19 protein-coding genes are annotated in these 19,947 nt (G+C 57.7%); 8 read left to right on the top strand and 11 right to left on the bottom strand.

The features are described from left to right. Nucleotides 1–93 precede the first annotated feature (93 nt). The 7 genes from recN (at nt 94) to can (ending at nt 9,221) form a co-directional block, all read left to right on the top strand. Complete coding sequence (gene recN, locus ASE07_RS16325) at nt 94–1,746, top strand: DNA repair protein RecN (protein ID WP_057291898.1); 1,653 nt, start codon at nt 94–96, stop codon at nt 1,744–1,746. A 76-nt stretch (nt 1,747–1,822) separates the two neighbouring features. After that, entirely contained in the window at nt 1,823–2,929 is a 1,107-nt protein-coding gene (hemH, locus tag ASE07_RS16320) for a ferrochelatase (RefSeq protein ID WP_057291897.1), read from the top strand. Nucleotides 2,930–3,326: 397 nt separating this feature from the next. Continuing rightward, a complete protein-coding gene (gene grpE, locus ASE07_RS16315; RefSeq protein WP_057291896.1) occupies nt 3,327–3,881 on the top strand; it encodes a nucleotide exchange factor GrpE in 555 nt (184 codons plus the stop codon). 134 nt (nt 3,882–4,015) lie between these two features. Next, nucleotides 4,016–5,953 carry a molecular chaperone DnaK gene (dnaK, locus tag ASE07_RS16310; RefSeq protein ID WP_057291895.1) on the top strand — a complete coding sequence of 646 codons (1,938 nt, stop codon included), beginning with the start codon at nt 4,016–4,018 and terminating at the stop codon, nt 5,951–5,953. Nucleotides 5,954–6,051: 98 nt separating this feature from the next. Then, the gene (gene dnaJ, locus ASE07_RS16305) at nt 6,052–7,182 is read left to right on the top strand and encodes a molecular chaperone DnaJ (RefSeq protein WP_057291894.1); all 1,131 of its coding nucleotides are present in this window, start codon (nt 6,052–6,054) and stop codon (nt 7,180–7,182) included. Between the two features lie 274 nt (nt 7,183–7,456). After that, nucleotides 7,457–8,077 carry a chalcone isomerase family protein gene (locus ASE07_RS16300; protein ID WP_200960952.1) on the top strand — a complete coding sequence of 207 codons (621 nt, stop codon included), beginning with the start codon at nt 7,457–7,459 and terminating at the stop codon, nt 8,075–8,077. Nucleotides 8,078–8,546: 469 nt separating this feature from the next. Then, the gene (gene can, locus ASE07_RS16295; RefSeq protein WP_156396696.1) at nt 8,547–9,221 is read left to right on the top strand and encodes a carbonate dehydratase; all 675 of its coding nucleotides are present in this window, start codon (nt 8,547–8,549) and stop codon (nt 9,219–9,221) included. A 37-nt stretch (nt 9,222–9,258) separates the two neighbouring features. On the opposite strand, the gene panB is transcribed toward can, so the two are convergent. Genes panB through hda form a run of 7 tightly spaced genes read right to left on the bottom strand, consistent with a single transcriptional unit; the run spans nt 9,259 to nt 14,280 of the window. Continuing rightward, complete coding sequence (gene panB, locus ASE07_RS16290; RefSeq protein WP_057291892.1) at nt 9,259–10,089, bottom strand: 3-methyl-2-oxobutanoate hydroxymethyltransferase; 831 nt, start codon at nt 10,087–10,089, stop codon at nt 9,259–9,261. Nucleotides 10,090–10,091: 2 nt separating this feature from the next. Next, nucleotides 10,092–10,733, bottom strand: coding sequence for a deoxynucleoside kinase (locus ASE07_RS16285; protein WP_057291891.1), 642 nt, complete (start codon nt 10,731–10,733; stop codon nt 10,092–10,094). Further along, nucleotides 10,730–11,077 (bottom strand): DMT family protein, encoded by a 348-nt coding sequence (locus ASE07_RS16280; RefSeq protein WP_057291890.1) that lies wholly within the window; start codon nt 11,075–11,077, stop codon nt 10,730–10,732. Before ASE07_RS16280 ends, ASE07_RS16285 begins: the two co-directional genes overlap by 4 nt. A 2-nt stretch (nt 11,078–11,079) precedes the next feature. Beyond that, nucleotides 11,080–11,574: a 2-amino-4-hydroxy-6-hydroxymethyldihydropteridine diphosphokinase gene (gene folK, locus ASE07_RS16275; protein WP_057291889.1), complete on the bottom strand. Its 495-nt coding sequence runs from the start codon at nt 11,572–11,574 to the stop codon at nt 11,080–11,082. Next, nucleotides 11,571–12,932 carry a polynucleotide adenylyltransferase PcnB gene (gene pcnB / locus ASE07_RS16270; protein WP_057291888.1) on the bottom strand — a complete coding sequence of 454 codons (1,362 nt, stop codon included), beginning with the start codon at nt 12,930–12,932 and terminating at the stop codon, nt 11,571–11,573. The genes folK and pcnB overlap by 4 nt, the downstream gene beginning before the upstream one ends. Next, a complete protein-coding gene (locus ASE07_RS16265; protein WP_057291887.1) occupies nt 12,929–13,597 on the bottom strand; it encodes an HAD family hydrolase in 669 nt (222 codons plus the stop codon). Before ASE07_RS16265 ends, pcnB begins: the two co-directional genes overlap by 4 nt. Then, the gene (gene hda, locus ASE07_RS16260) at nt 13,597–14,280 is read right to left on the bottom strand and encodes a DnaA regulatory inactivator Hda (protein WP_057291886.1); all 684 of its coding nucleotides are present in this window, start codon (nt 14,278–14,280) and stop codon (nt 13,597–13,599) included. The genes ASE07_RS16265 and hda overlap by 1 nt, the downstream gene beginning before the upstream one ends. A gap of 161 nt (nt 14,281–14,441) precedes the next feature. On the opposite strand from hda, the gene purM reads away from it, so the two are divergent. Next, on the top strand, nt 14,442–15,485 hold the full coding sequence (purM, locus tag ASE07_RS16255) for a phosphoribosylformylglycinamidine cyclo-ligase (RefSeq protein WP_057291922.1): 1,044 nt from the start codon (nt 14,442–14,444) through the stop codon (nt 15,483–15,485). Between the two features lie 126 nt (nt 15,486–15,611). On the opposite strand, the gene ASE07_RS16250 is transcribed toward purM, so the two are convergent. The 4 genes from ASE07_RS16250 to ASE07_RS16235 form a co-directional block, all read right to left on the bottom strand. Next, nucleotides 15,612–16,487, bottom strand: a complete 876-nt coding sequence (locus ASE07_RS16250) for a proteasome-type protease (protein ID WP_057291885.1) — start codon at nt 16,485–16,487, stop codon at nt 15,612–15,614. A gap of 90 nt (nt 16,488–16,577) precedes the next feature. Beyond that, complete coding sequence (locus tag ASE07_RS16245; RefSeq protein ID WP_057291884.1) at nt 16,578–17,402, bottom strand: transglutaminase family protein; 825 nt, start codon at nt 17,400–17,402, stop codon at nt 16,578–16,580. An 8-nt stretch (nt 17,403–17,410) separates the two neighbouring features. Beyond that, nucleotides 17,411–18,373: an alpha-E domain-containing protein gene (locus ASE07_RS16240; protein WP_057291883.1), complete on the bottom strand. Its 963-nt coding sequence runs from the start codon at nt 18,371–18,373 to the stop codon at nt 17,411–17,413. A gap of 1 nt (nt 18,374) precedes the next feature. After that, nucleotides 18,375–19,799, bottom strand: a complete 1,425-nt coding sequence (locus ASE07_RS16235; RefSeq protein ID WP_057291882.1) for a circularly permuted type 2 ATP-grasp protein — start codon at nt 19,797–19,799, stop codon at nt 18,375–18,377. Nucleotides 19,800–19,947: the final 148 nt, after the last annotated feature.

Raw genomic sequence — 19,947 nt, 5'->3', positions numbered from 1 at the left:
AGGCCAGGGAACGGCGCCACACCTGCCAGCGGCGGTGCAGCTGTCATTGTCCCGAGGTTTTGTATTGCCGCGACTCTTATATTAGAAATAACCATGCTTCGTACACTTTCGATACGCGATTTTGTCATTGTCGATTCGATCGAACTGGAATTTGCCCCCGGCTTTACCGTATTCACTGGCGAGACCGGCGCCGGTAAATCCATCCTGATCGACGCGCTGGCTCTGGCTCTTGGCGGGCGAGGCGATGCCAGCGTCGTACGCGAAGGCGCCGGCAAAACCGACATCACTGCCGAATTCAGCAGTGCCGGCGACATTGACGCCTGGTTGTCCGAACATGAGTTCAGCAATGACGATGATGGCGGTGTGCTGTTGCGCCGCGTGATCGACAATGCAGGCCGGTCCAAGGCCTATATCAACGGCGTCTCGGCGACCGCATCGCAATTGCGTGAACTCGGCGAAATGCTGGTCGACATCCATGGACAGCATGCGCACCAGTCGCTGCTGAAGAACGACGCACAGCGCGTGCTGCTCGACAGCCAGGCCGGTTTGCTGGACGACGCCAGGCTGGTCGCAGCGGCGTACAAGACCTGGCGCGCACTGGCCAGGCAGCGTGAAGAATTCGAAGCCAATGCCAAGAGCGTCCTGCTGGAGCGCGAACGCCTGGAGTGGCAAGTCGGCGAGCTCGAAAAGTTGGCCGTCAAGCCCGGTGAGTGGGCCGACATCAGTACCGAGCACAGCCGTCTCTCGCATGCGGCAAGCCTGATCGAGGGCGCGCAGGAGGCGCTCGGCATCATTTCGGAATCCGACACCAACCCGATGCTGTCGCAGCTTACCTCGCTGACGCTCAAGCTGAGCAAACTGGCCGATATCGATAACGCGCTCAAGCCGGTTGTGGAAGCGCTTGAACCCGCACGCATCCAGCTGCAGGAAGCGGTATACGGCCTCAACGATTATCTTGGCCGCGTCGAACTCGATCCGGTGCGCTTGCATACCGTAGAAGCCAGGCTGGATGCCATCCATTCGACCGCACGCAAGTTTCGTGTCGCACCGGAAGATCTGCCCCAGGAATATGAGAGCTTGTCGACGCAACTTAAACAATTAGCGGATGCCACCGACCTTGACGCGATGCGGGCGCAGGAAGAAAAACTGAAGGAAGCCTATCTGGCCGCCGCCCAAAAGCTGTCGAAGGCGCGCGCCAAGGCTGCCGCGGCGCTCAGCCAGGCGGTCACCGCGGCCATGCAGGAACTGAGCATGGCGGGAGGACGTTTCGAAGTCGCGCTGAATCCCTGCGAGCCGGCTGCCTATGGTATCGAGCAAATCGAATTCCTGGTGGCGGCGCATGCGGGAACCTCGGCACGCCCGTTGGCGAAAGTGGCATCGGGTGGCGAGCTCGCTCGTATCTCGCTGGCGATTTCGGTGATTACCTCAAGCGCCACCGCGACGCCGACCCTGATTTTTGACGAGGTTGACAGTGGTATCGGCGGCGGCGTGGCCGAAGTGGTGGGACGTCTGCTCAAGCGCCTCGGCCAGGACAGGCAGGTACTTTGCGTGACGCACTTACCGCAAGTGGCCAGCCAGGCCAATCAGCATTTCCAGGTCAGCAAGCGCAGCACCGACGGTCGCACCATGTCGCGCATTGACGCACTCGACGCCAAGGCACGTATCGAAGAAATTGCCCGCATGCTGGGCGGAATCGAAATCACCGCGACCACGCGCAAGCACGCACGTGAACTGCTTGCCTCTTAAACAGCCTGAGCTAAGCTAAGTCAGGCGAGGCAAAGCCCCGCCACTGATTGCGATCGATTACTGGACCAGAAAAACAATGCGCCCCAACAAAGAACCGCCCTACAAGCACGGCACGATCGCCAGGTCCGCCATCGTGCTGGTCAATCTCGGCACGCCCGATGCACCCACCACACCGGCGGTGCGCCGCTACCTGCGGCAATTTCTCTCGGATCCACGGGTGGTTGAAATTCCGAAGGCGGCGTGGTGGTTCATTCTGAATGGCATCATTTTGCCCTTCCGCTCGTCAAAATCGGCAGCGAAATATGCCTCCATCTGGACCAACGATGGTTCCCCGCTACGCGTGCATACCGAGCGCCAGACCAGTTTGCTGCGCGGTTATCTCGGTGAGCGCGGACATGATGTGCAAGTGGCGCATGCAATGCGCTACGGTCGACCGGGCCTGCCGGAAGTGCTGGAAAAACTAAAGGCCGATGGCTGCGACCGTATCCTGATCGTACCGGCCTACCCGCAATATTCCGGCACCACCACGGCATCGATCTTCGATGCGGTTTTCAAGCATTACAGCAAGGTGCGCAACGTTCCCGAACTCCGCTTCGTCAAGCATTACCACGATCACGAAGGCTATATCCAGGCGCTGAAAAAAAGTATCCTCGCCCATTGGGACAACCACGGCAAACCCGAAAAGCTGGTGATGAGCTTTCATGGCGTTCCCAAGCGCACCCTCATGCTCGGCGACCCTTACCATTGCGAATGCCAGAAAACCGGTCGTCTGCTTGCCCAGCAATTGCAGCTCGGTCCGGAACAGTATGTCGTGACCTTCCAGTCGCGCTTTGGCAAGGCCGAATGGCTGCAGCCCTATACCGCGCCAACGCTGCAAAAACTGGCAAGGGAGGGTACGCGTCGCGTGGACGTCATCTGTCCCGGCTTTGTCAGCGATTGCCTGGAAACTCTGGAAGAAATTGCCATGGAGGCCAAGCAGGATTTTCTGACCGCCGGCGGCAAGGAATTTCATTACGTTCCCTGCCTCAATGAGGATCACGCCTGGATTGCGGCACTGGCCGAGATCGCGGAACAGCATATGATCGGCTGGCCTACCGTCCTGACGCCCATGATGCGAGAAGAGGTGCGGAAAGAGGCTGAAGTATCGCGACAGCAGGCAAGCCTGCTTGGAGCGCGGGATTAAGGCATTGGCTTCGGCTGAACACCTCGAAATGCGATCCCGGCCGTCGTTACGGTTGTCGCAGCTTCTATAGTAGCGGCAAGAGTTCTGCCTGGCAGATCCATGCAGTCGCCATTAACGAATAGGCGACGATCGCTGCCGATATCAGGTGAAGTTTTATCATGGCTCGATGATCCTTGCGGCGCATGGTGCGTTGCAATGTTTATATCTCATGGTAATACTTATGACACCGAATGGAAGCCGTCCGCTCGGTAAAGTGTGTAACAAGCTTTATCCGCAGTAGCTAATCCACTCTTACTACTCCTTCAGAAGTTTCAAAAATCCCCTTGAAAAAGTACGGATTACCCTCATGTAGTAAGGCAATTAACGGTAAGTCATTGATTGTTGGAGACTTTTTGTGATGCAAGATCAAGAGAAAACTCAGGAACAGGTCGAACAAGTGGTTCAGCCTGAACAAACGGCATCTGCCGAAAGCGCGCCACCGCAACCAGCACCAGCCGGGCCTTCTGTTGAAGAACAACTGGCTGCCGCTGAAGCCAAGGCCAATGAACTGCAGGATGCATTCTTGCGGGCCAAGGCCGATACGGAAAATATCCGTCGTCGCGCACAGGAAGACATCGCCAAGGCACATAAATTTGCCATTGAAAATTTTGCCGAGGCGCTGGTTCCGGTCAAGGACAGCCTGGAAATGGCATTGAAGCTGGAAACGCCGGCAGTGGAGTCGCTGAAGGAAGGTGTCGAAATGACCCTGAAGCAGCTGACTGCCGCCTTTGAGCGTAACCGGCTGATCGAGGTCAATCCGCAGCCCGGCGAAAAGCTCGACCCGATGAAGCATCAGGCAATTTCCATGGTGCCGGCCGAGCAGGAAGCCAACACCATTGTCAGCGTGCTTCAGAAGGGTTACATGATCGCCGACCGCCTCCTGCGCCCGGCGCTCGTGACGGTAGCGCAATAAGTTTGCTGAAACTGGAAAAAAGTGTCTGCAACCCGCAAAAAATTGAAAAAACGGGCCTCAAAAAGACTTGAAACAGACACGTTATTCCACATATTCAACACATTAGAAATCCAGCTTTTTTAAAGGAATACATTATGGGCAAGATCATTGGTATTGACTTGGGCACGACCAACTCCTGTGTCGCCATCATGGAAGGCGGTCAGCCGAAAGTCATCGAGAACTCCGAAGGTTCGCGCACCACGCCGTCCGTGGTCGCTTATCAGGAAGATGGCGAAATCCTGGTCGGTGCACCTGCCAAGCGCCAGGCTGTCACCAACCCCAAAAACACTCTTTACGCAGTCAAGCGCCTGATCGGCCGCAAATTTGACGAAAAAGAAGTCCAGAAGGACATCAACCTGATGCCGTACCAGATCGTCAAGGCCGACAACGGCGACGCCTGGGTACAAGTGCGCGACAAGAAGCTCGCCGCACAGCAGGTTTCCGCAGAAGTGCTGCGCAAGATGAAGAAAACCGCTGAAGACTACCTCGGCGAAGAAGTCACTGAAGCCGTGATCACCGTGCCGGCTTACTTCAATGACGCACAGCGTCAGGCAACCAAGGATGCCGGCCGTATCGCTGGTCTGGACGTCAAGCGCATCATCAATGAGCCGACCGCGGCTGCGCTGGCATTCGGCCTCGACAAGAGCGGCAAGGGCGACCGCAAGATCGCCGTGTATGACCTCGGTGGCGGTACCTTCGATATCTCCATCATCGAGATCGCGGACGTCGACGGCGAGATGCAGTTTGAAGTCCTGTCCACCAACGGCGACACCTTCCTCGGCGGTGAAGACTTCGACCAGCGCATCATCGATTACATCATCGACGAATTCAAGAAGATCAACGGCCTCGACCTGTCGAAGGACGCGATCGCACTGCAGCGCATCAAGGCATCGGCCGAGCGCGCAAAGATCGAATTGTCCTCGTCGCAGCAGACCGAGATCAACGAGCCGTACATCGCCATGGTCAATGGCGCACCGGTTCACCTGAACATGAAGGTCACCCGCGCCAAGCTGGAGTCTCTGGTTGAGGAACTGATCACCCGTACCATCGAGCCATGCCGCGTTGCCATCAAGGATGCGGGCGTCAAGGTTTCCGACATCCAGGACGTGATTCTGGTCGGCGGTATGACCCGTATGCCGAAGGTGCAGGAAAAGGTCAAGGAATTCTTCGGCAAGGATCCGCGCAAGGACGTCAATCCGGACGAAGCGGTTGCCGTTGGTGCCGCGATCCAGGGTTCCGTGCTGTCCGGCGACCGCAAGGACCTGCTGCTGCTCGACGTGACGCCGCTGTCGCTCGGTATCGAGACACTGGGCGGCGTGATGACCAAGATGATCCAGAAGAACACCACGATCCCGACCAAGTTCAGCCAAGTGTTCTCGACTGCCGACGACAACCAGCCGGCCGTAACGATCAAGGTATACCAGGGCGAGCGTGAGATCGCGACCGGCAACAAGCTGCTGGGCGAGTTCAACCTCGAAGGCATCCCGCCGGCGCCGCGTGGCGTTCCCCAGGTCGAAGTGACTTTCGACATCGACGCCAACGGCATCCTGCACGTCGGTGCGAAGGACAAGGCTTCGGGCAAGGAAAACAAGATCACCATCAAGGCGAACTCCGGTCTGACCGAAGATGAAATCCAGAAGATGGTGAAGGACGCCGAGCTCTATGCCGATGAGGACAAGAAGCTGAAGGAACTGGCCGACGCGCGCAACCAGGGCGATGCACTGGTACACTCGACCAAGAAAGCATTGACCGAGTACGGCGACAAGCTGGACGGCTCCGAGAAAGAAAAGATCGAAGCAGCGATCAAGGACTTGGAAGAAGCCCTCAAGGGTAACGACAAGGCCGACATCGATGCCAAGGTCGCAGCGCTGTCAACTTCGGCCCAGAAGCTGGGTGAAAAGATGTACGCCGATGCGCAAGCTGAGCAGGCTGGTGCGGCCGGCGCAGCCGGTGCGGCAGGCGGTGCATCCGAGTCCGGTGCCAAGGAAGAAGATGTTGTCGACGCTGACTTCAAGGAAGTCAAAGATAAATAATCCAGTCATACGGCTCGCGCCGTGATGACCCGCCGAGCCGAAGATCGTCCAGCGATCCTCGGCTCGGCGTTTTTGCTTAAATTCAGGATGCCGAAAACATGGCAAAGCGTGATTATTACGAAATACTGGGTGTAGCGAAAAACGCCTCGGACGAAGAAATCAAGAAGGCGTACCGCAAACTCGCGATGAAGTACCATCCGGACCGCAATCCGGACAGCAAGGGTGCGGAAGAAAAATTCAAGGAGGCGAAAGAAGCCTACGAGATGCTTTCCGATGGCGGCAAGCGCGAAGCGTATGACCGGTATGGTCACGCCGGCGTGGATCCCAACATGGGTGGTGGCGCAGGCGGGCCTGGCTTTGGTGGCTTCGGTGATGCATTCGGCGATATCTTTGGTGATATCTTCGGCCAGGGCGCCCGCGGCGGACGCAGCGCCGGCCCGCAGGTTTATCGCGGTGCCGATCTGCGCTACAACCTCGAAATTACACTGGAACAAGCGGCCCATGGCTACGATACGACGATTCGCGTGCCGTCCTGGGACGAGTGCGACACCTGTCACGGTTCGGGCGCCAAGCCGGGTACCTCGCCGACCACCTGTACCACCTGCGGTGGCCAGGGCCAGGTACGCATGCAGCAAGGCTTCTTCAGCATTCAGCAGACTTGCCCCAAGTGCCACGGCACCGGCAAGATCATTCCGACGCCATGCCCCACCTGCAGCGGCGCCGGACGCATCAAACGCAACAAGACACTGGAAGTAAAGATCCCTGCGGGTATCGACGACGGCATGCGTATCCGCTCATCGGGCAACGGAGAACCGGGCATGAATGGTGGTCCGCCGGGCGACCTGTATGTGGAAATCCGCATCAAGCCGCATCCGGTGTTCCAGCGTGATGGCGACGACCTGCATTGCGAAATTCCGGTGTCGTTCGCGAAGGCTGCACTCGGCGGCGAAGTGGAAGTGCCGACTTTGAATGGCAAGGCGTCGTTCACACTGCCGGAAGGCACGCAGTCGGGCAAGACCTTCCGCCTGCGCAGCAAGGGTATCAAGGGTGTGCGCTCCGGTTATGCGGGCGACCTGTTCTGCCATGTTGTGGTCGAAACACCTGTCAAGCTGACCGACCGCCAGAAAGAACTGTTGCAGGAATTCGAACAGTTGACCAATGCCGGCGGTTCCAAGCACAGCCCGCAAAGCAAGTCCTGGAAAGACAAGGTCAAGGAGTTCTTTGAGTAAAGCGTAGTCCTTCGCTGTAGTCCATTGCTCCAGTCAACGCTGTAGCAGTGAAGCGCAATACCTTGCCAACTTAGGGATGCATCACTGTTTGTGGTAGATCAAAAAGCCGCCTGATCGAAGAGATCAGGCGGCTTTTTTCATGGAAACAATGCCTGTAAGCATGGACATTAGACTTACACCTCTAATCAATCTCCGCATAATAAAACGGCCGTTCGTTCTATAAATAATAACTATTCAAAACCATCAGCGCGGTGACCCTACTCACGGAGACAATATGAAAGTTGGCATTCGCTATAGGCATGCACTTATCACAGCCTGCATGGCTGTTGCAATGACCACCGGTTCGGCGCAGGCTGCCGAAGTGGCTGGCATCAAGCTGGATGACACGGTTCGCCTTGGCAACCAGGACCTGAAGCTGAATGGTGCCGGCATTCGCTACAAAGCGATTTTTAAAGTGTACGTAGCAGGCCTTTATCTCGCCGAAAAGAAAAACACTGTGCCGGATGTGCTTGCCGCGCCGGGCGCCAAAAGAGTGACCATCGTCATGCTGCGCGATGTGAGTAATGAAGAACTGGGGCGCGGCTTCATGTCCGGCATTAACCAGAACAGCGATCGTAACGAGAAAGTGAAGTACATCAACCAGCTGCAGAAGTTCGGTGAAATTTTTGCATCCATTCCTGAGTTGAAGAAGGGCGATATCCTTACGACAGACTGGATACCTGACACGGGTACCATCATTCACGTCAATGGAAAGAAGGTGTCGGACGCTCTTCCCGACCCGACTTTCTACAACGCCTTGCTCAAGATCTGGATAGGTGACAAACCGGTCGACACCAAACTCAAACCGGCCATGCTGGGCGAAAAGCCGGAAGAGCAACAGCGCGGCAACACCTGACACCCTATCTGGAAACCTCTGCGCATTCAGTAAATAACTAACCGGGAAATAACTAACCGGGAAATAACTAACCGGGAGCGAAGTGACACTTGTAGCCCCCTGCCTTGGCCGGAGGGCGCAAAGGCTCCTCCCCCTGGTAGGGGGAAGGCTGGGATGGGGGGGGAGTACGTCAAGTTTCTACTCAGCCTAAGGCGCCCATCACGCCCATCACAGACACGCTATGGGTGGAATTGCATTCCGCTCGTATCATGATTGTGGACGAGCACCGTCGCCACATCTTGCGTCCATGCGTTCCGGCGCATGGCTGGCCGTCTCCGGCCTCCACTTCTCCGACCTCCAACTTTCCATCTGTATAATTCGCTTTGCACGCGACCTTCGCGCCATATCTGCGTCCAGTCGTTAATCGTGACGATCCCATCCGGATCACCATGGACGTCCGCGTAACCGAATTATCTGGCAAAGCATCATGATGACACCGACGAACGACAACAAGACTCTGGAACATCTGTTTCGGAACAATCGCAACTGGGCGGCCGCGATCGTGGCCAAGGACCCGGATTTCTTCAAAAAGCTCGCTGCCCAGCAGTCGCCCGAATACCTGTGGATTGGTTGCGCCGACAGCCGTGTGCCGGCCAACGAAATCGTCGGCCTCTTGCCTGGTGAACTGTTCGTGCATCGCAATGTGGCTAACGTGGTAGTGCATACCGACCTGAACTGCCTGTCAGTCCTGCAGTTTGCCATCGATGTGCTTGGTGTGAAGCACGTGATTGTCAACGGGCATTACGGTTGTTCCGGTGTGCATGCCGCGCTCGCGCGACGCCGTATCGGATTGGCTGACAACTGGTTGCGGCACGTGCAGGACGTGCACCAGAAACATGAGCGCTATCTCGGCGAAACCCTGCCGACCAAGGTCAGGCAAGACCGCCTGTGCGAACTCAACGTGCTGGAACAGGTGGTCAATGTCTGCCAGACGACCATCGTGCAGGATGCCTGGGAACGCGGCCAGTCATTGACTGTGCATAGCTTTATCTATGGCCTGCAAGACGGCCTGTTGCGCAATCTGGGACTAAGCGTCAGTAGCGCGGAAGAACTCGCGGCCAAACTGCCGGAGACCATGGCGCGCTACGAAGAAGAGCAGAGCTGAGAGGCTTGCCGACGGCGCATGCGCCGTCGGCGGAATACTAGAAACAGTGCTCGGCCGCCGGGAACGACTTGTCCTTGACCGCGGCGATATAGGCACGCACCGCAGCATCAATGCTGGTCTGCCCATCCATGAAGTTCTTCACGAAACGCGCCTTGCGGCCTGGAAACACGCCCAGCATATCGTGCATCACAAGAACCTGCCCCGAGCAATCCACACCCGCGCCAATACCGATCGTCGGCATTGCCAGCATCTCGGTCACTTCCTTGCCAAGTGCGCTCGGGATGGCTTCGAGCACGAGGATCGATGCGCCGGCTTCCTGTAAGGCGAGGGCATCGGCCTTTAACTTTTCAGCGCCTTCCGCGGTCTTGCCCTGCACCTTGAATCCGCCCAGCAAGTGCACCGATTGCGGTGTCAACCCAAGGTGCGCGCACACCGGTACGGCGCGCTCGGTCAGGAAACGCACGGTCTCGACCAGCCACGCACCCCCTTCGAGCTTGACCATCTGCGCGCCGGCCTGCATCAGCTTGACCGCATTTTCAAACGCTGATTCAGGCGTTGCGTAGGTGCCGAAAGGCATATCCGCAATCAGCAGTGCATTCTTGTTGCCGCGTGCCACCGAAGCAGTGTGATAGGCGATGTCGGCCAAGGTAACAGGCAGGGTAGAGGTATGTCCCTGGCACACATTGCCGAGTGAGTCGCCGACCAGCAGCACATCCACGCCGCAGCGGTCCATCAGTGACGCAAAGCTGGCGTCATAACAGGTGAGCATCGCGATCTTTTCGCCCGCGTTGCGCATTGCCAGCAGCGCCGGCACAGTCACTGCCTTGGTGCGGCCGACCGGTTCGCCTTCTTGCAGATATCCTGCCATGATTATTCCCCGAGGTTGAAAAACTCCCGCTTGCCGCGCATGGTATCGATGCGTTGAAGGAGCAGGTTGAAGTCGTCGTCGCGCTCGATCGGATTCAGGTGTTCCGTATTGACGATGAGCAGCGGCGCGGCGTCGTAATGATAAAAGAAACGGCTGTAACTTTCACAGAGCCGATACAGGTATATTTCCGAGATGCCGGCTTCCATCGCAATACCGCGCTTGCGCACGCGTTCAACCAGGGTCTCGGGCTGTGCCTGCAGGTAGACAACCAGATCCGGCACGGGTGCCTGCGGTCGCAGATGGTCGTACAGTTGCTGGTACAGCTTGAGTTCGTCGTCGCCGAGTGTGAGCCGGGCAAAAATTGGATCCTTGTCGAGCAGAAAGTCCGAGATCATGCGTACGTTGAACAGGTCAGTCTGTGCCAGTTCACGCAGCTGATTCATGCGCTGGAACAGGAAAAACATCTGTGCGGATAGCGCATAGTGTGTCGGGTCGCGATAAAACTTTTCGAGGAAAGGATTTTCCTGCGGATGCTCGAGCAGCGTATGCGCATTGAAGGCTTCCGCCAGCTTGCGCGCAAGGCTTGTTTTGCCGACCCCGATCGGACCTTCGACGACAATGTATTTGTAGCGATCGAGGCTCATGAACGGAAAATGAAATAGACCGCGCCGACCAGGCACAGGGCTGCCCAGACGTAATCGAGTTTGAACGGCTCGTTCATGTATAGCATGGCGAACGGAACGAAGATCGAGAGCGTGATTGCTTCCTGCATGATCTTGAGCTGCGCCAGGCTGAATTCAGTGTAGCCGATGCGGTTGGCCGGTACCTGCAACAGGTACTCGAACAGCGCAATTGACCAGCTGATCAGCGCCGCGATCCACCAGGGTTTGCTTGCCAGGTTTTTCAGGTGCCCGTACCAGGCGACGGTCATGAATACGTTCGACATGGCCAGCAGACCGACCGTCTGCAGGGAAACAGGAATTTGCATGTTCAGATTTTCTGAATAGCCTGGCCAGCGACAGCGGGCACAAAACTGTGTGCTGCACCTTTGCCTGGAATCTGGATAAAGGGATCGATTTGAAGCAACGGAATCAGCACGAAAGCGCGCTGTGTCATGCGTGGGTGCGGTACCGTCAGCTTGTCGCTCTTCATTATCGACTGTCCATAGAGCAGCAGGTCAAGATCCATCGTTCGCGGGGCATTGACATAGGGGCGTTCTCGCCCGAAATCCTGTTCTATCGCCTGCAAGTGATCGAGTAGCGCAGATGCGGTCAGGCTGGTTTCAAGCTTGACGACCGCATTGATGTAATCATCGCCGCCGGCATCGATCGGAGCGGTTCGGAACAAGCTGGACTGCGCGACAAGCGAACTCGACGGTAACTCCCCGATGCGGGCAATTGCCCGCTCCACCTGGTCCCGCGCATCGCCAAGGTTCGCGCCAATGCCGATGTAACAGGCGGTCCGCACCTCAGTCACAATGCTCATGGTGTGCTGCCTTCCGCCGCAGCGCCTTTCGGCTTGTTGCGTCCGCCACGACGACGACGCTTTTTCGGCGCCTGACTGTCACCTTCGGTTTTCGGTTTTCGCGCCAGTAATTCTTCACGCCCCGGACCATCGGCAGCCATGAAGGCGGTCCACCATTCACCGATCTCGGCATCGATTTCACCCGACGCACAGCGCAGCAGCAGGAAGTCATAACCGGCACGCAGACGCATGTGTTCGAGCATCTTGTACGGTGACTTGCCGACGCGGCGCTCAAAGCGCGGCTGCATGGCCCAGATGTCCCGCATATCGGTGGCGATCTTGCGCTGCAGGGCCAGCTTTTCGGTCTGGGTATTCAGTACATCGTCAGCGGCAAGATGGAGGGCCGGGATCGGATATTCGCCTGCCGCCTGGTAGGCGGTCCATTTTTCCAGGACCTGATGCCACAGCAGCGACGCAAACAGGAAGCCCGGAGAAACCGGTTTGCCTTCGCGTATGCGCTGGTCGGTACCGGCCAGCGCCAGTGTGACAAACTTTTCGCCGAGCGGTTGTTCCAGCACGACGTCGAGCAGCGGCAGCAAGCCGTGATGCAATCCTTCCTTGCGCAATTGCTGCAGGCAGGCAAGGGCATGTCCGCTCATCAGCAACTTGAGCATTTCATCAAAAACGCGTGCGGCCGGCACGTTGTTGATCAGCGGCGCCATCACCTTGATCGGTTCACGCGTCTCGGGATCGATTTCGAACCCAAGCTTGGCGGCAAAGCGCACCACGCGCAGCAGACGCACCGGATCTTCACGGTAGCGCGCTTCCGGCACACCAATGATGCGCAGCGTCTTGCTGCGGATATCGGCGATGCCGTTGTGGTAATCGAGCACCTGCCGATTCGCCGGATCGTAGTACATCGCATTGATGGTGAAGTCGCGGCGCACCGCATCTTCATGCTGTTCGCCGAAGGTGTTGTCGCGCAGCACGCGACCATGTTCATCCTTGGGAGAGCTCTCCGCCGAGGCGCCACGGAAGGTAGTGACCTCGATGATGTCCTGGCCGAACATCACATGCACGATCTGGAAGCGCTTGCCAATGATGAAGGCGCGCCGGAACAGGCGCTTGACCTGTTCGGGTGTTGCATTGGTGGCGACGTCGAAATCCTTGGGCTTCACCCCGAGCAACAGGTCGCGCACCGCACCGCCGACGACGAAGGCCTTGAAACCCGCTTCCTGCAGCGTCTGCGTTACGCGTATCGCATTGGATGACAGCAATTGCGGATTGATGCCGTGTTCATTCGGGCCGAGCACCGCTGGCTGGTTAGCGGCCGCTTTATTCTTTACGCCGAGTATGCGCTTGATAAACTTTTTAATCATTCGAACAGGGAAAGGATGGGCCAGCCTTGTGCTTGTGCATGCGCTTTCAGCAAGGCGTTCGGGTTGGTGGCAACCGGATGGGAAACGGCGGACAGCAACGGTATGTCGTTCTGGGAATCGCTGTAGAAATAGCTGCGCTCGTAGCTCGACAGGGACTTGCCGTTCGCGGCCAGCCATTCATTGGTATGGATGACCTTGCCGGGGCCGGAAGTCGGAATGCCGAGCAGCTTGCCAGTGATTTCACCTTCCGCGTTGACTTCGGGTTGGGCGGCGATCAGGTTATCGACACCGAGCGCCCGTGCGATCGGGGCGGCCACAAAGCGGTTGGTCGCGGTGATGATGGCGATCTCGTCGCCGGCATCGCGGTGGCGTGCCAGCAGTTCAAGCGCTGCCGGTTTGATGCCCGGCTCGATGACTTCAGCCATGAACTGGCGGTGCCAGGCATCGAGTTCGCGGCGGGGAAACTGTGCCAGTGTGCTCAGTGCAAATTCGAGGTACTCGACGGGGTCGAGGGTGCCGGCTTCATACTGGGCATAAAAGGCGGCATTGCGGCGGGCGAATTCGACGGCATCAACGGCGCCGATGCGTACCAGGAATTGACCCCACTCGTAATCGGAGTCCAGCGGTATCAGGGTATGGTCTAGATCGAAAAGGGCAAGATTCATTATGCTTTTGGTTCACCTTCGAGTTGCAACAGGTTGCGTAACAGCGGCAGCGTGATCGGGCGCTGGGTCTCCAGGGAATATTGGTCCAGGGCGTCGAGCATGGCCGACAGGGAACGCATGTCCCTACGGAAATGGGTGATCAGATAGGGTAACACGCCAGGAGACAGGTTGATGCCGCGTGCCTGTGCAGCCTGGGTCAGCGCGGAGATTTTTTCCTCGTCGGTGAGGCCGTGCACCTGATAGATCAATCCCCAGCCAAGACGGGTACGAAGATCCTCGCGCAGTGCCAGTCCGACCGGCGGCTTGTCGCCGGCGCTGACCAGCAGGCCGCCGTTTTCCTTGACCTGGTTGAACAGGGCAAAGGCGGAAATCTGCGCGTCGGCCGACAGCAACTGACAATCGTCCATCAGGTACAGGGATACGGCCGGATCGTACAGGTAGTCGCTTTCGGGCGAGCCGGCCGGGATGTAACGGCCATTTCCTTCGGCCGCCAGGGCATGCAGCAGATGTGTCTTGCCGGCCCCGGGTTCGCCCCAGAGATAGACAAAACGGTCGGCCGGCGCGGGCTGCGTGCGCCGTGCAAAATGCCGCAGAAGCTGCGCCAGCTCTGCGTTTTGACCTACAACGAAGGACTCCAGGGTTGGCGGTTTTTCCGCGCCCAGGTCGAGCACTAATTGCCTCATGACGGTAGCCGTGTACTGCCGCTTTGGCCGGGTTTCTGCTCGGGATGGAAAGAAAATGGCATGAAACTGGAAGCTTGGACGGATCGGTTTGTTAAAATAGCGGTTTGGTCGCCGGATTTTGGCCCCTAACCGCCTATTTTACCGCCTCTGCACCCATTATCATGAGTTCCACTTCCAACGTTTCCCTTTCTTACCGCGATGCCGGTGTCGACATTGACGCAGGCGATGCCCTGGTCGAAGCCATCAAGCCCTTTGCCAAACGCACCATGCGGGAAGGCGTGCTTGGCGGCATCGGCGGCTTCGGCGCGCTGTTCGAAATTAGCAAAAAGTACAAGGATCCGGTGCTGGTCTCCGGCACCGACGGCGTTGGCACCAAGCTGAAGCTGGCGTTCCACCTCAACAAGCATGACACGGTCGGCATCGATCTGGTCGCGATGAGCGTCAACGATATTCTGGTGCAGGGCGCAGAACCCCTGTTCTTCCTGGATTATTTTGCCTGCGGCAAGCTCGACGTGCCATCGGCGACCGATGTGATCAAGGGCATCGCCCGGGGTTGCGAACTGGCCGGCTGCGCACTGATTGGCGGTGAAACCGCTGAAATGCCGAGCATGTATCCCGACGGCGAGTACGACTTGGCCGGTTTTGCTGTCGGCGCGGTGGAAAAATCCAGGATTATTGATGGCAGCAAGATCATCCCTGGTGACGTGGTGCTGGGCCTGGCGTCCTCTGGCGCGCACTCCAACGGCTATTCGCTGGTCCGTAAGATCATTTCGGTGGCGCAACCGGACCTGAACGCCGACTTCCATGGTCGCCGCCTTGCCGACGTGCTGCTCGAACCAACCCATATCTACGTCAAGCCGTTGCTGGCGCTGATGGAGACACTGGAAGTCAAGGGCATGGCGCACATCACCGGCGGCGGTCTGGTGGAAAATGTACCTCGTGTGCTGCGTGACAAGCTGACCGCCGTCTTGCATCGTGACGCATGGACCATGCCGCCGCTGTTTACGTGGCTGCAACAGCATGGCAACGTCGCGGATGCCGAAATGCATCGTGTCTTTAACTGCGGTATCGGCATGGTTGTGATCGTATCGAAAGAAAATGCGGATGCCGCGATTGCACAACTGAAGGCTGCCGGCGAGAACGTCAGCCGTATTGGTGAAATCCGCGAACGCCAGGGTGACGAAGCACCAACCCAGGTAGTCTGACCTAGCTTTATGAGAAGCCTTCGTATCGAATCGGTACGAAGCAAACAATGCAAATGAAGCAGGAAAAGCAAAAGGCGCCCGCGGGCGCCTTTTTGTTTGGCATGGGATTGTCAGGCCGACATTGCTCTAATGCTGCTGCCGGTTTCGGCCATCCTGAGCCAGGGTTTGCAACGGGCCAGGCGTATTTGACGTCGCCACGCCTTCTGGCGGAGGCACACGTACCGGCTGGTTGCGTGTCGCGCTGGTCGACAGGACATTCGGATCGGTCTCGGACGTGGCATTCCATACCGGGTCGTCAATGCCTTCGAAAATGGCTTTCAGCTGCTTGCCCCAGGTATCGCGAATCATCCGGAAGTACTGGTTTTTTTCATCGATTGTCACAAAACGCGTTACGGACAGCGTATCGGTTTCATAAATCAGCAAGTCCAGCGGCAAGCCGACCGAGACATTCGAGCGCAGAGTCGAATCCATGGAGATAAGCGCACACTTCGCCGCTTCATCAAGCGGCGTGGCCGGCGTGACAACACGGTCAATGATTGGCTTGCCGTATTTGGCTTCGCCGATCTGGAAGTAAGTGTTCTCGTTGTGGGATTCGATGAAGTTGCCGGCCGAATAAACCTGGAACAAGCGGCAACGCTCGCCTTTGATCTGCCCGCCTAAAATCAGGCTGACGTTGAAGTCGATGCCAAATTCACGCAGCGATTTGGCATCACGCTCATACACGGTACGGACTGCCTCACCGACAATCTGGGCTGCTTCATCCATGGTGGCGGCCGTCCAGAGACTCTTGCCGGAGGCGCTTTTGCGCTCGGCGATAATCTGGCGTATGGATTGGGAAATTGACAAGTTCCCTGCGCTCATCAGCACCATCATGCGATCGCCGGGATTTTCAAAGACCGTCATCTTGCGAAACGTGCTGACCTGGTCGACGCCCGCGTTGGTACGGGAATCAGACAGGAAAACCAGCCCCGCTTCGAGGCGCATGGCGACGCAATAAGTCATGGTTGCAATACAGAATGCAAAATGGGAATTTTACAGGAAGCTCGCATGCTCCCTGTGAGAATAGATTTTTTGCTTTCCGATGGTGTCTGCTTACAACGATGTGGGTGTTGTGATGGTTGTCGGCGAAACATCGACCCTGACGCTGAGCGTCTCGTTTCCGCCGCCGCGCCTGACGCCGCGAATCGGGGCAGCCGAGTCGTAGTCCCGTCCAATGGCAAGACGGCAATGCGAGGCGTCCGTAAAACGGGCGTGCGTCACATCGACGCTGACCCAACCGGAAAAGCCGGATTCTTCCACCCAGACGTCGACCCATGCATGGCTTTCGGCATGTGCCGTATCGCCCGGATCAATGTAGCCGGATACATAACGGGCCGGAATCCCGAGCACATGGCAGCAGGCGAGGAACAGATGTGCATGGTCCTGGCAAACGCCACGCGCAAGACGTAGTGCCTCGGCGGCCGTCGACGTCACCACAGTGGCGCCGGTCTGGTAGGCCACCGTGCCCTGGATCGCCTCAGCCAATCCGAGCAGCCGCGAACTATCGGCTCCAACGGACAAATGCGCATGGGCGAACGCCACAATGCTCTCGTCCGCGTCCGTCAAACGGGTCGGCATGGTGAATACCAGCGGAGAGAATTCGTTGGGCGTGGTGAGGCGACCCCGGTCCAGCGCTGTGATCTCCACGATGCCGGCGGCAACGATGCGTACTTCGTCATGCCGGCCGCAGATCGTCAGCATGTGGCAAAGATTGCCGAACGCATCGACAAAAGCATGTTGTCTCCCGCTGCTGCTGATGTTCCAGGATACGATGCGCTGGTGCGGTTCGCTGCGGGGCGACAGGCGCAGTTGCTGGATCGTATAGTTTAACGGTGCCGTATAGCGATATACCGTTTCGTGGCGAATGAAGTGTCGCATCCTGGTTCTCAGGCTGCCAGAGGAACCAGGAAATCGCGACTGACGCGATTGCCAAGTTCGTAGATACGTTCCAGAAACTGCGTCAGGTAGTCGTGCAAACCTTCTTTCAGGATCTCTTCGATATTGCCGAATTTCAGTTCCGCATGCAGGCGTCCGGCAAAGCGCTCGGTTCCGGCGGATACGTCATTGCGCACATGCTGCAGATTGTTGACCACCTCTTCAAGACACGCCAGCAGCGAACGCGGCATATCACCCCGCAGCATCAGCAATTCGGCCACGCGTTCCGGCGTGATCACATCGCGATAGACCTTGCGATAAATTTCAAAGGCGGATACCGAGCGCAGAATCGCCGCCCAGTAATAGAAGTCACGCTGCGCCTCTTCATTGGGGTGCGCGTCCGCATACGCGTCCGGGTTTGCCCCGTGAAACTTAACGTCGAGAATGCGGGCGGTGTTGTCCGCGCGCTCGAGAAAGGTGCCCAGACGGATGAAATAGAACGCTTCATCCTTGAGCATCGTGCCGATGGTAACGCCGCGTGACAGGTGAGACCGGTATTTCACCCATTCGAAAAACGCGCTTGGGTCGCGCTCCAGCATTCCGCTGCGCAGCTTACCCTGGAGGTCGAGATAGGTGGCGTTCTGGGTTTCCCACACTTCCGTGGTTAGCGTGCCGCGAACGGCACGCGCATTTTCGCGAGCCTGCGTCAGGCAGGATACGATGGATGAAGGATTGTCCGGGTCGCGCACCATGAAGTCGAGTACGTCCTTCGCGGTGAGCAGTCCATGCTTGTCATCGAAAGCGCTCAGCAGTTCGGAAATGCCGAGCATTGCCCGCCATCCCTGCTCGGCGGCTTCCGCCGACTGGGGCAGCAGTGCGGTCTGCACATTCACGTCCAGCATGCGTGCGGTGTTTTCGGCTCGCTCGGTATAGCGCGCCATCCAGAACAAGTGATCTGCGGTTCGACTCAGCATCTTATTTCTCCAAAACCCAGGTGTCCTTGGTGCCACCGCCCTGCGACGAATTCACGACCAGCGAGCCTTCCTTCAATGCAACGCGGGTCAGGCCGCCCTTGACCATGGAAACCGTTTCGCCGGATAGTACGAAAGGGCGAAGGTCAATATGGCGAGGGGCGATCCCGGATTCGACATAGGTCGGGCAGGCCGACAGGGCGAGGGTCGGTTGTGCAATGTAACTGTCGGGTCTGGCGATCAGGCGCTGGCGGAAAGCCTCGATCTCGGCCTTGGTTGACGCCGGACCCACCAGCATGCCGTAGCCCCCGGCACCGTGCACTTCCTTGACAACCAGTTCCGGCAGCTTGTCCAGCGTGTACTGAAGATCTTCCTTCTTGCGGCACTGGTAAGTCGGGACGTTATTCAGGATCGGGTCTTCCGACAGGTAGAACTTGATCATGTTCGGCACATACGGATAGATCGACTTGTCGTCCGCGACACCCGTACCGATGGCATTGGCCAGTGTAACGCGACCGGCGCGGTACACCGACAGCAATCCAGGCACGCCGAGCGAGGAATCCGGGCGGAAGGCCAGCGGATCAAGGAAGTCGTCGTCGATGCGCCGGTAGATGACATCGATGCGCTTCGGTCCGCGTGTGGTGCGCATGTAGACCGCATTGTCATCGACGAACAGGTCTTTGCCTTCGACTAATTCCACGCCCATCTGCTGCGCCAGGAACGCATGCTCGAAATAGGCCGAGTTGTACATGCCTGGCGTCATGACAACGACCGTCGGATCGACGACGCCGACCGGCGCCACCGAACGCAGGTTATCCAGCAGCATGTCGGGATAATGGGCCACCGGCGCGACCTTGTAGTGCGCGAAGAGTTCTGGAAACAGCCGCATCATCATCTTGCGGTCTTCGAGCATGTACGACACGCCGGAGGGCACGCGCAGGTTGTCCTCAAGAACGTAGAACTCGCCTTCGCCGGCGCGGACGATATCGACGCCTGCGATATGCGCATAGATATCCGAGGCCACGGAGATGCCCTGCATCTCGGGCCGATACTGCGCATTCCTGAAAATCTGTTCGGCCGGTACGACGCCGGCCTTGACGATGTGCTGATCGTGATAAATATCGTGAATGAACATGTTCAGCGCTTTGACGCGCTGTACCAGTCCCGCCTCCAGTTTTTCCCATTCCTTGGCCGGAATGATGCGCGGAATAATGTCGAAGGGGATCAGGCGTTCAGTACCGGCATCGTTGCCGTAGACCGCGAAGGTGATGCCCACCCGGCGAAAAATGAAGTCGGCTTCCGTTCGTTTGCGATCAATGATTTCCGGAGGCTGTTGTGACAGCCATTGCTGGAATTGCCGATAGTGCGCGCGGACGGAAGCGGGGCCGTCCACATACTCCACATACATTTCATCAAAAAAGTTGGGCATGGCTTTGTTTGTATGGTTATCCGGATAGCGTAACGCTACGATCGCCGGTAGTCGCTGCGCTTCCTCATGCTTTATGCCAGAAGCGTGCCAGCAGGAACGATACTGTTCTCATCTCCAGGCAAGCGCCGAAAGCGTGCCAAGCTGCTGG

Source organism: Noviherbaspirillum sp. Root189, assembly GCF_001428545.1.
Lineage (GTDB): Bacteria > Pseudomonadota > Gammaproteobacteria > Burkholderiales > Burkholderiaceae_D > Noviherbaspirillum.
Note: the sequence above shows the minus strand (reverse complement) of the source record. Positions and strands in the feature narration are given on the sequence as shown.

Bases quoted from the DNA above. Each gene is read 5' to 3' on its own strand.
- recN (WP_057291898.1), top strand. From the start codon at position 94: ATGCTTCGTACACTTTCGATACGCGATTTTGTCATTGTCGATTCGATC.
- hemH (WP_057291897.1), top strand. From the start codon at position 1,823: ATGCGCCCCAACAAAGAACCGCCCTACAAGCACGGCACGATCGCCAGG.
- grpE (WP_057291896.1), top strand. From the start codon at position 3,327: ATGCAAGATCAAGAGAAAACTCAGGAACAGGTCGAACAAGTGGTTCAG.
- dnaK (WP_057291895.1), top strand. From the start codon at position 4,016: ATGGGCAAGATCATTGGTATTGACTTGGGCACGACCAACTCCTGTGTC.
- dnaJ (WP_057291894.1), top strand. From the start codon at position 6,052: ATGGCAAAGCGTGATTATTACGAAATACTGGGTGTAGCGAAAAACGCC.
- ASE07_RS16300 (WP_200960952.1), top strand. From the start codon at position 7,457: ATGAAAGTTGGCATTCGCTATAGGCATGCACTTATCACAGCCTGCATG.
- can (WP_156396696.1), top strand. From the start codon at position 8,547: ATGACACCGACGAACGACAACAAGACTCTGGAACATCTGTTTCGGAAC.
- panB (WP_057291892.1), bottom strand. From the start codon at position 10,089: ATGGCAGGATATCTGCAAGAAGGCGAACCGGTCGGCCGCACCAAGGCA.
- ASE07_RS16285 (WP_057291891.1), bottom strand. From the start codon at position 10,733: ATGAGCCTCGATCGCTACAAATACATTGTCGTCGAAGGTCCGATCGGG.
- ASE07_RS16280 (WP_057291890.1), bottom strand. From the start codon at position 11,077: ATGCAAATTCCTGTTTCCCTGCAGACGGTCGGTCTGCTGGCCATGTCG.
- folK (WP_057291889.1), bottom strand. From the start codon at position 11,574: ATGAGCATTGTGACTGAGGTGCGGACCGCCTGTTACATCGGCATTGGC.
- pcnB (WP_057291888.1), bottom strand. From the start codon at position 12,932: ATGATTAAAAAGTTTATCAAGCGCATACTCGGCGTAAAGAATAAAGCG.
- ASE07_RS16265 (WP_057291887.1), bottom strand. From the start codon at position 13,597: ATGAATCTTGCCCTTTTCGATCTAGACCATACCCTGATACCGCTGGAC.
- hda (WP_057291886.1), bottom strand. From the start codon at position 14,280: ATGAGGCAATTAGTGCTCGACCTGGGCGCGGAAAAACCGCCAACCCTG.
- purM (WP_057291922.1), top strand. From the start codon at position 14,442: ATGAGTTCCACTTCCAACGTTTCCCTTTCTTACCGCGATGCCGGTGTC.
- ASE07_RS16250 (WP_057291885.1), bottom strand. From the start codon at position 16,487: ATGACTTATTGCGTCGCCATGCGCCTCGAAGCGGGGCTGGTTTTCCTG.
- ASE07_RS16245 (WP_057291884.1), bottom strand. From the start codon at position 17,402: ATGCGACACTTCATTCGCCACGAAACGGTATATCGCTATACGGCACCG.
- ASE07_RS16240 (WP_057291883.1), bottom strand. From the start codon at position 18,373: ATGCTGAGTCGAACCGCAGATCACTTGTTCTGGATGGCGCGCTATACC.
- ASE07_RS16235 (WP_057291882.1), bottom strand. From the start codon at position 19,799: ATGCCCAACTTTTTTGATGAAATGTATGTGGAGTATGTGGACGGCCCC.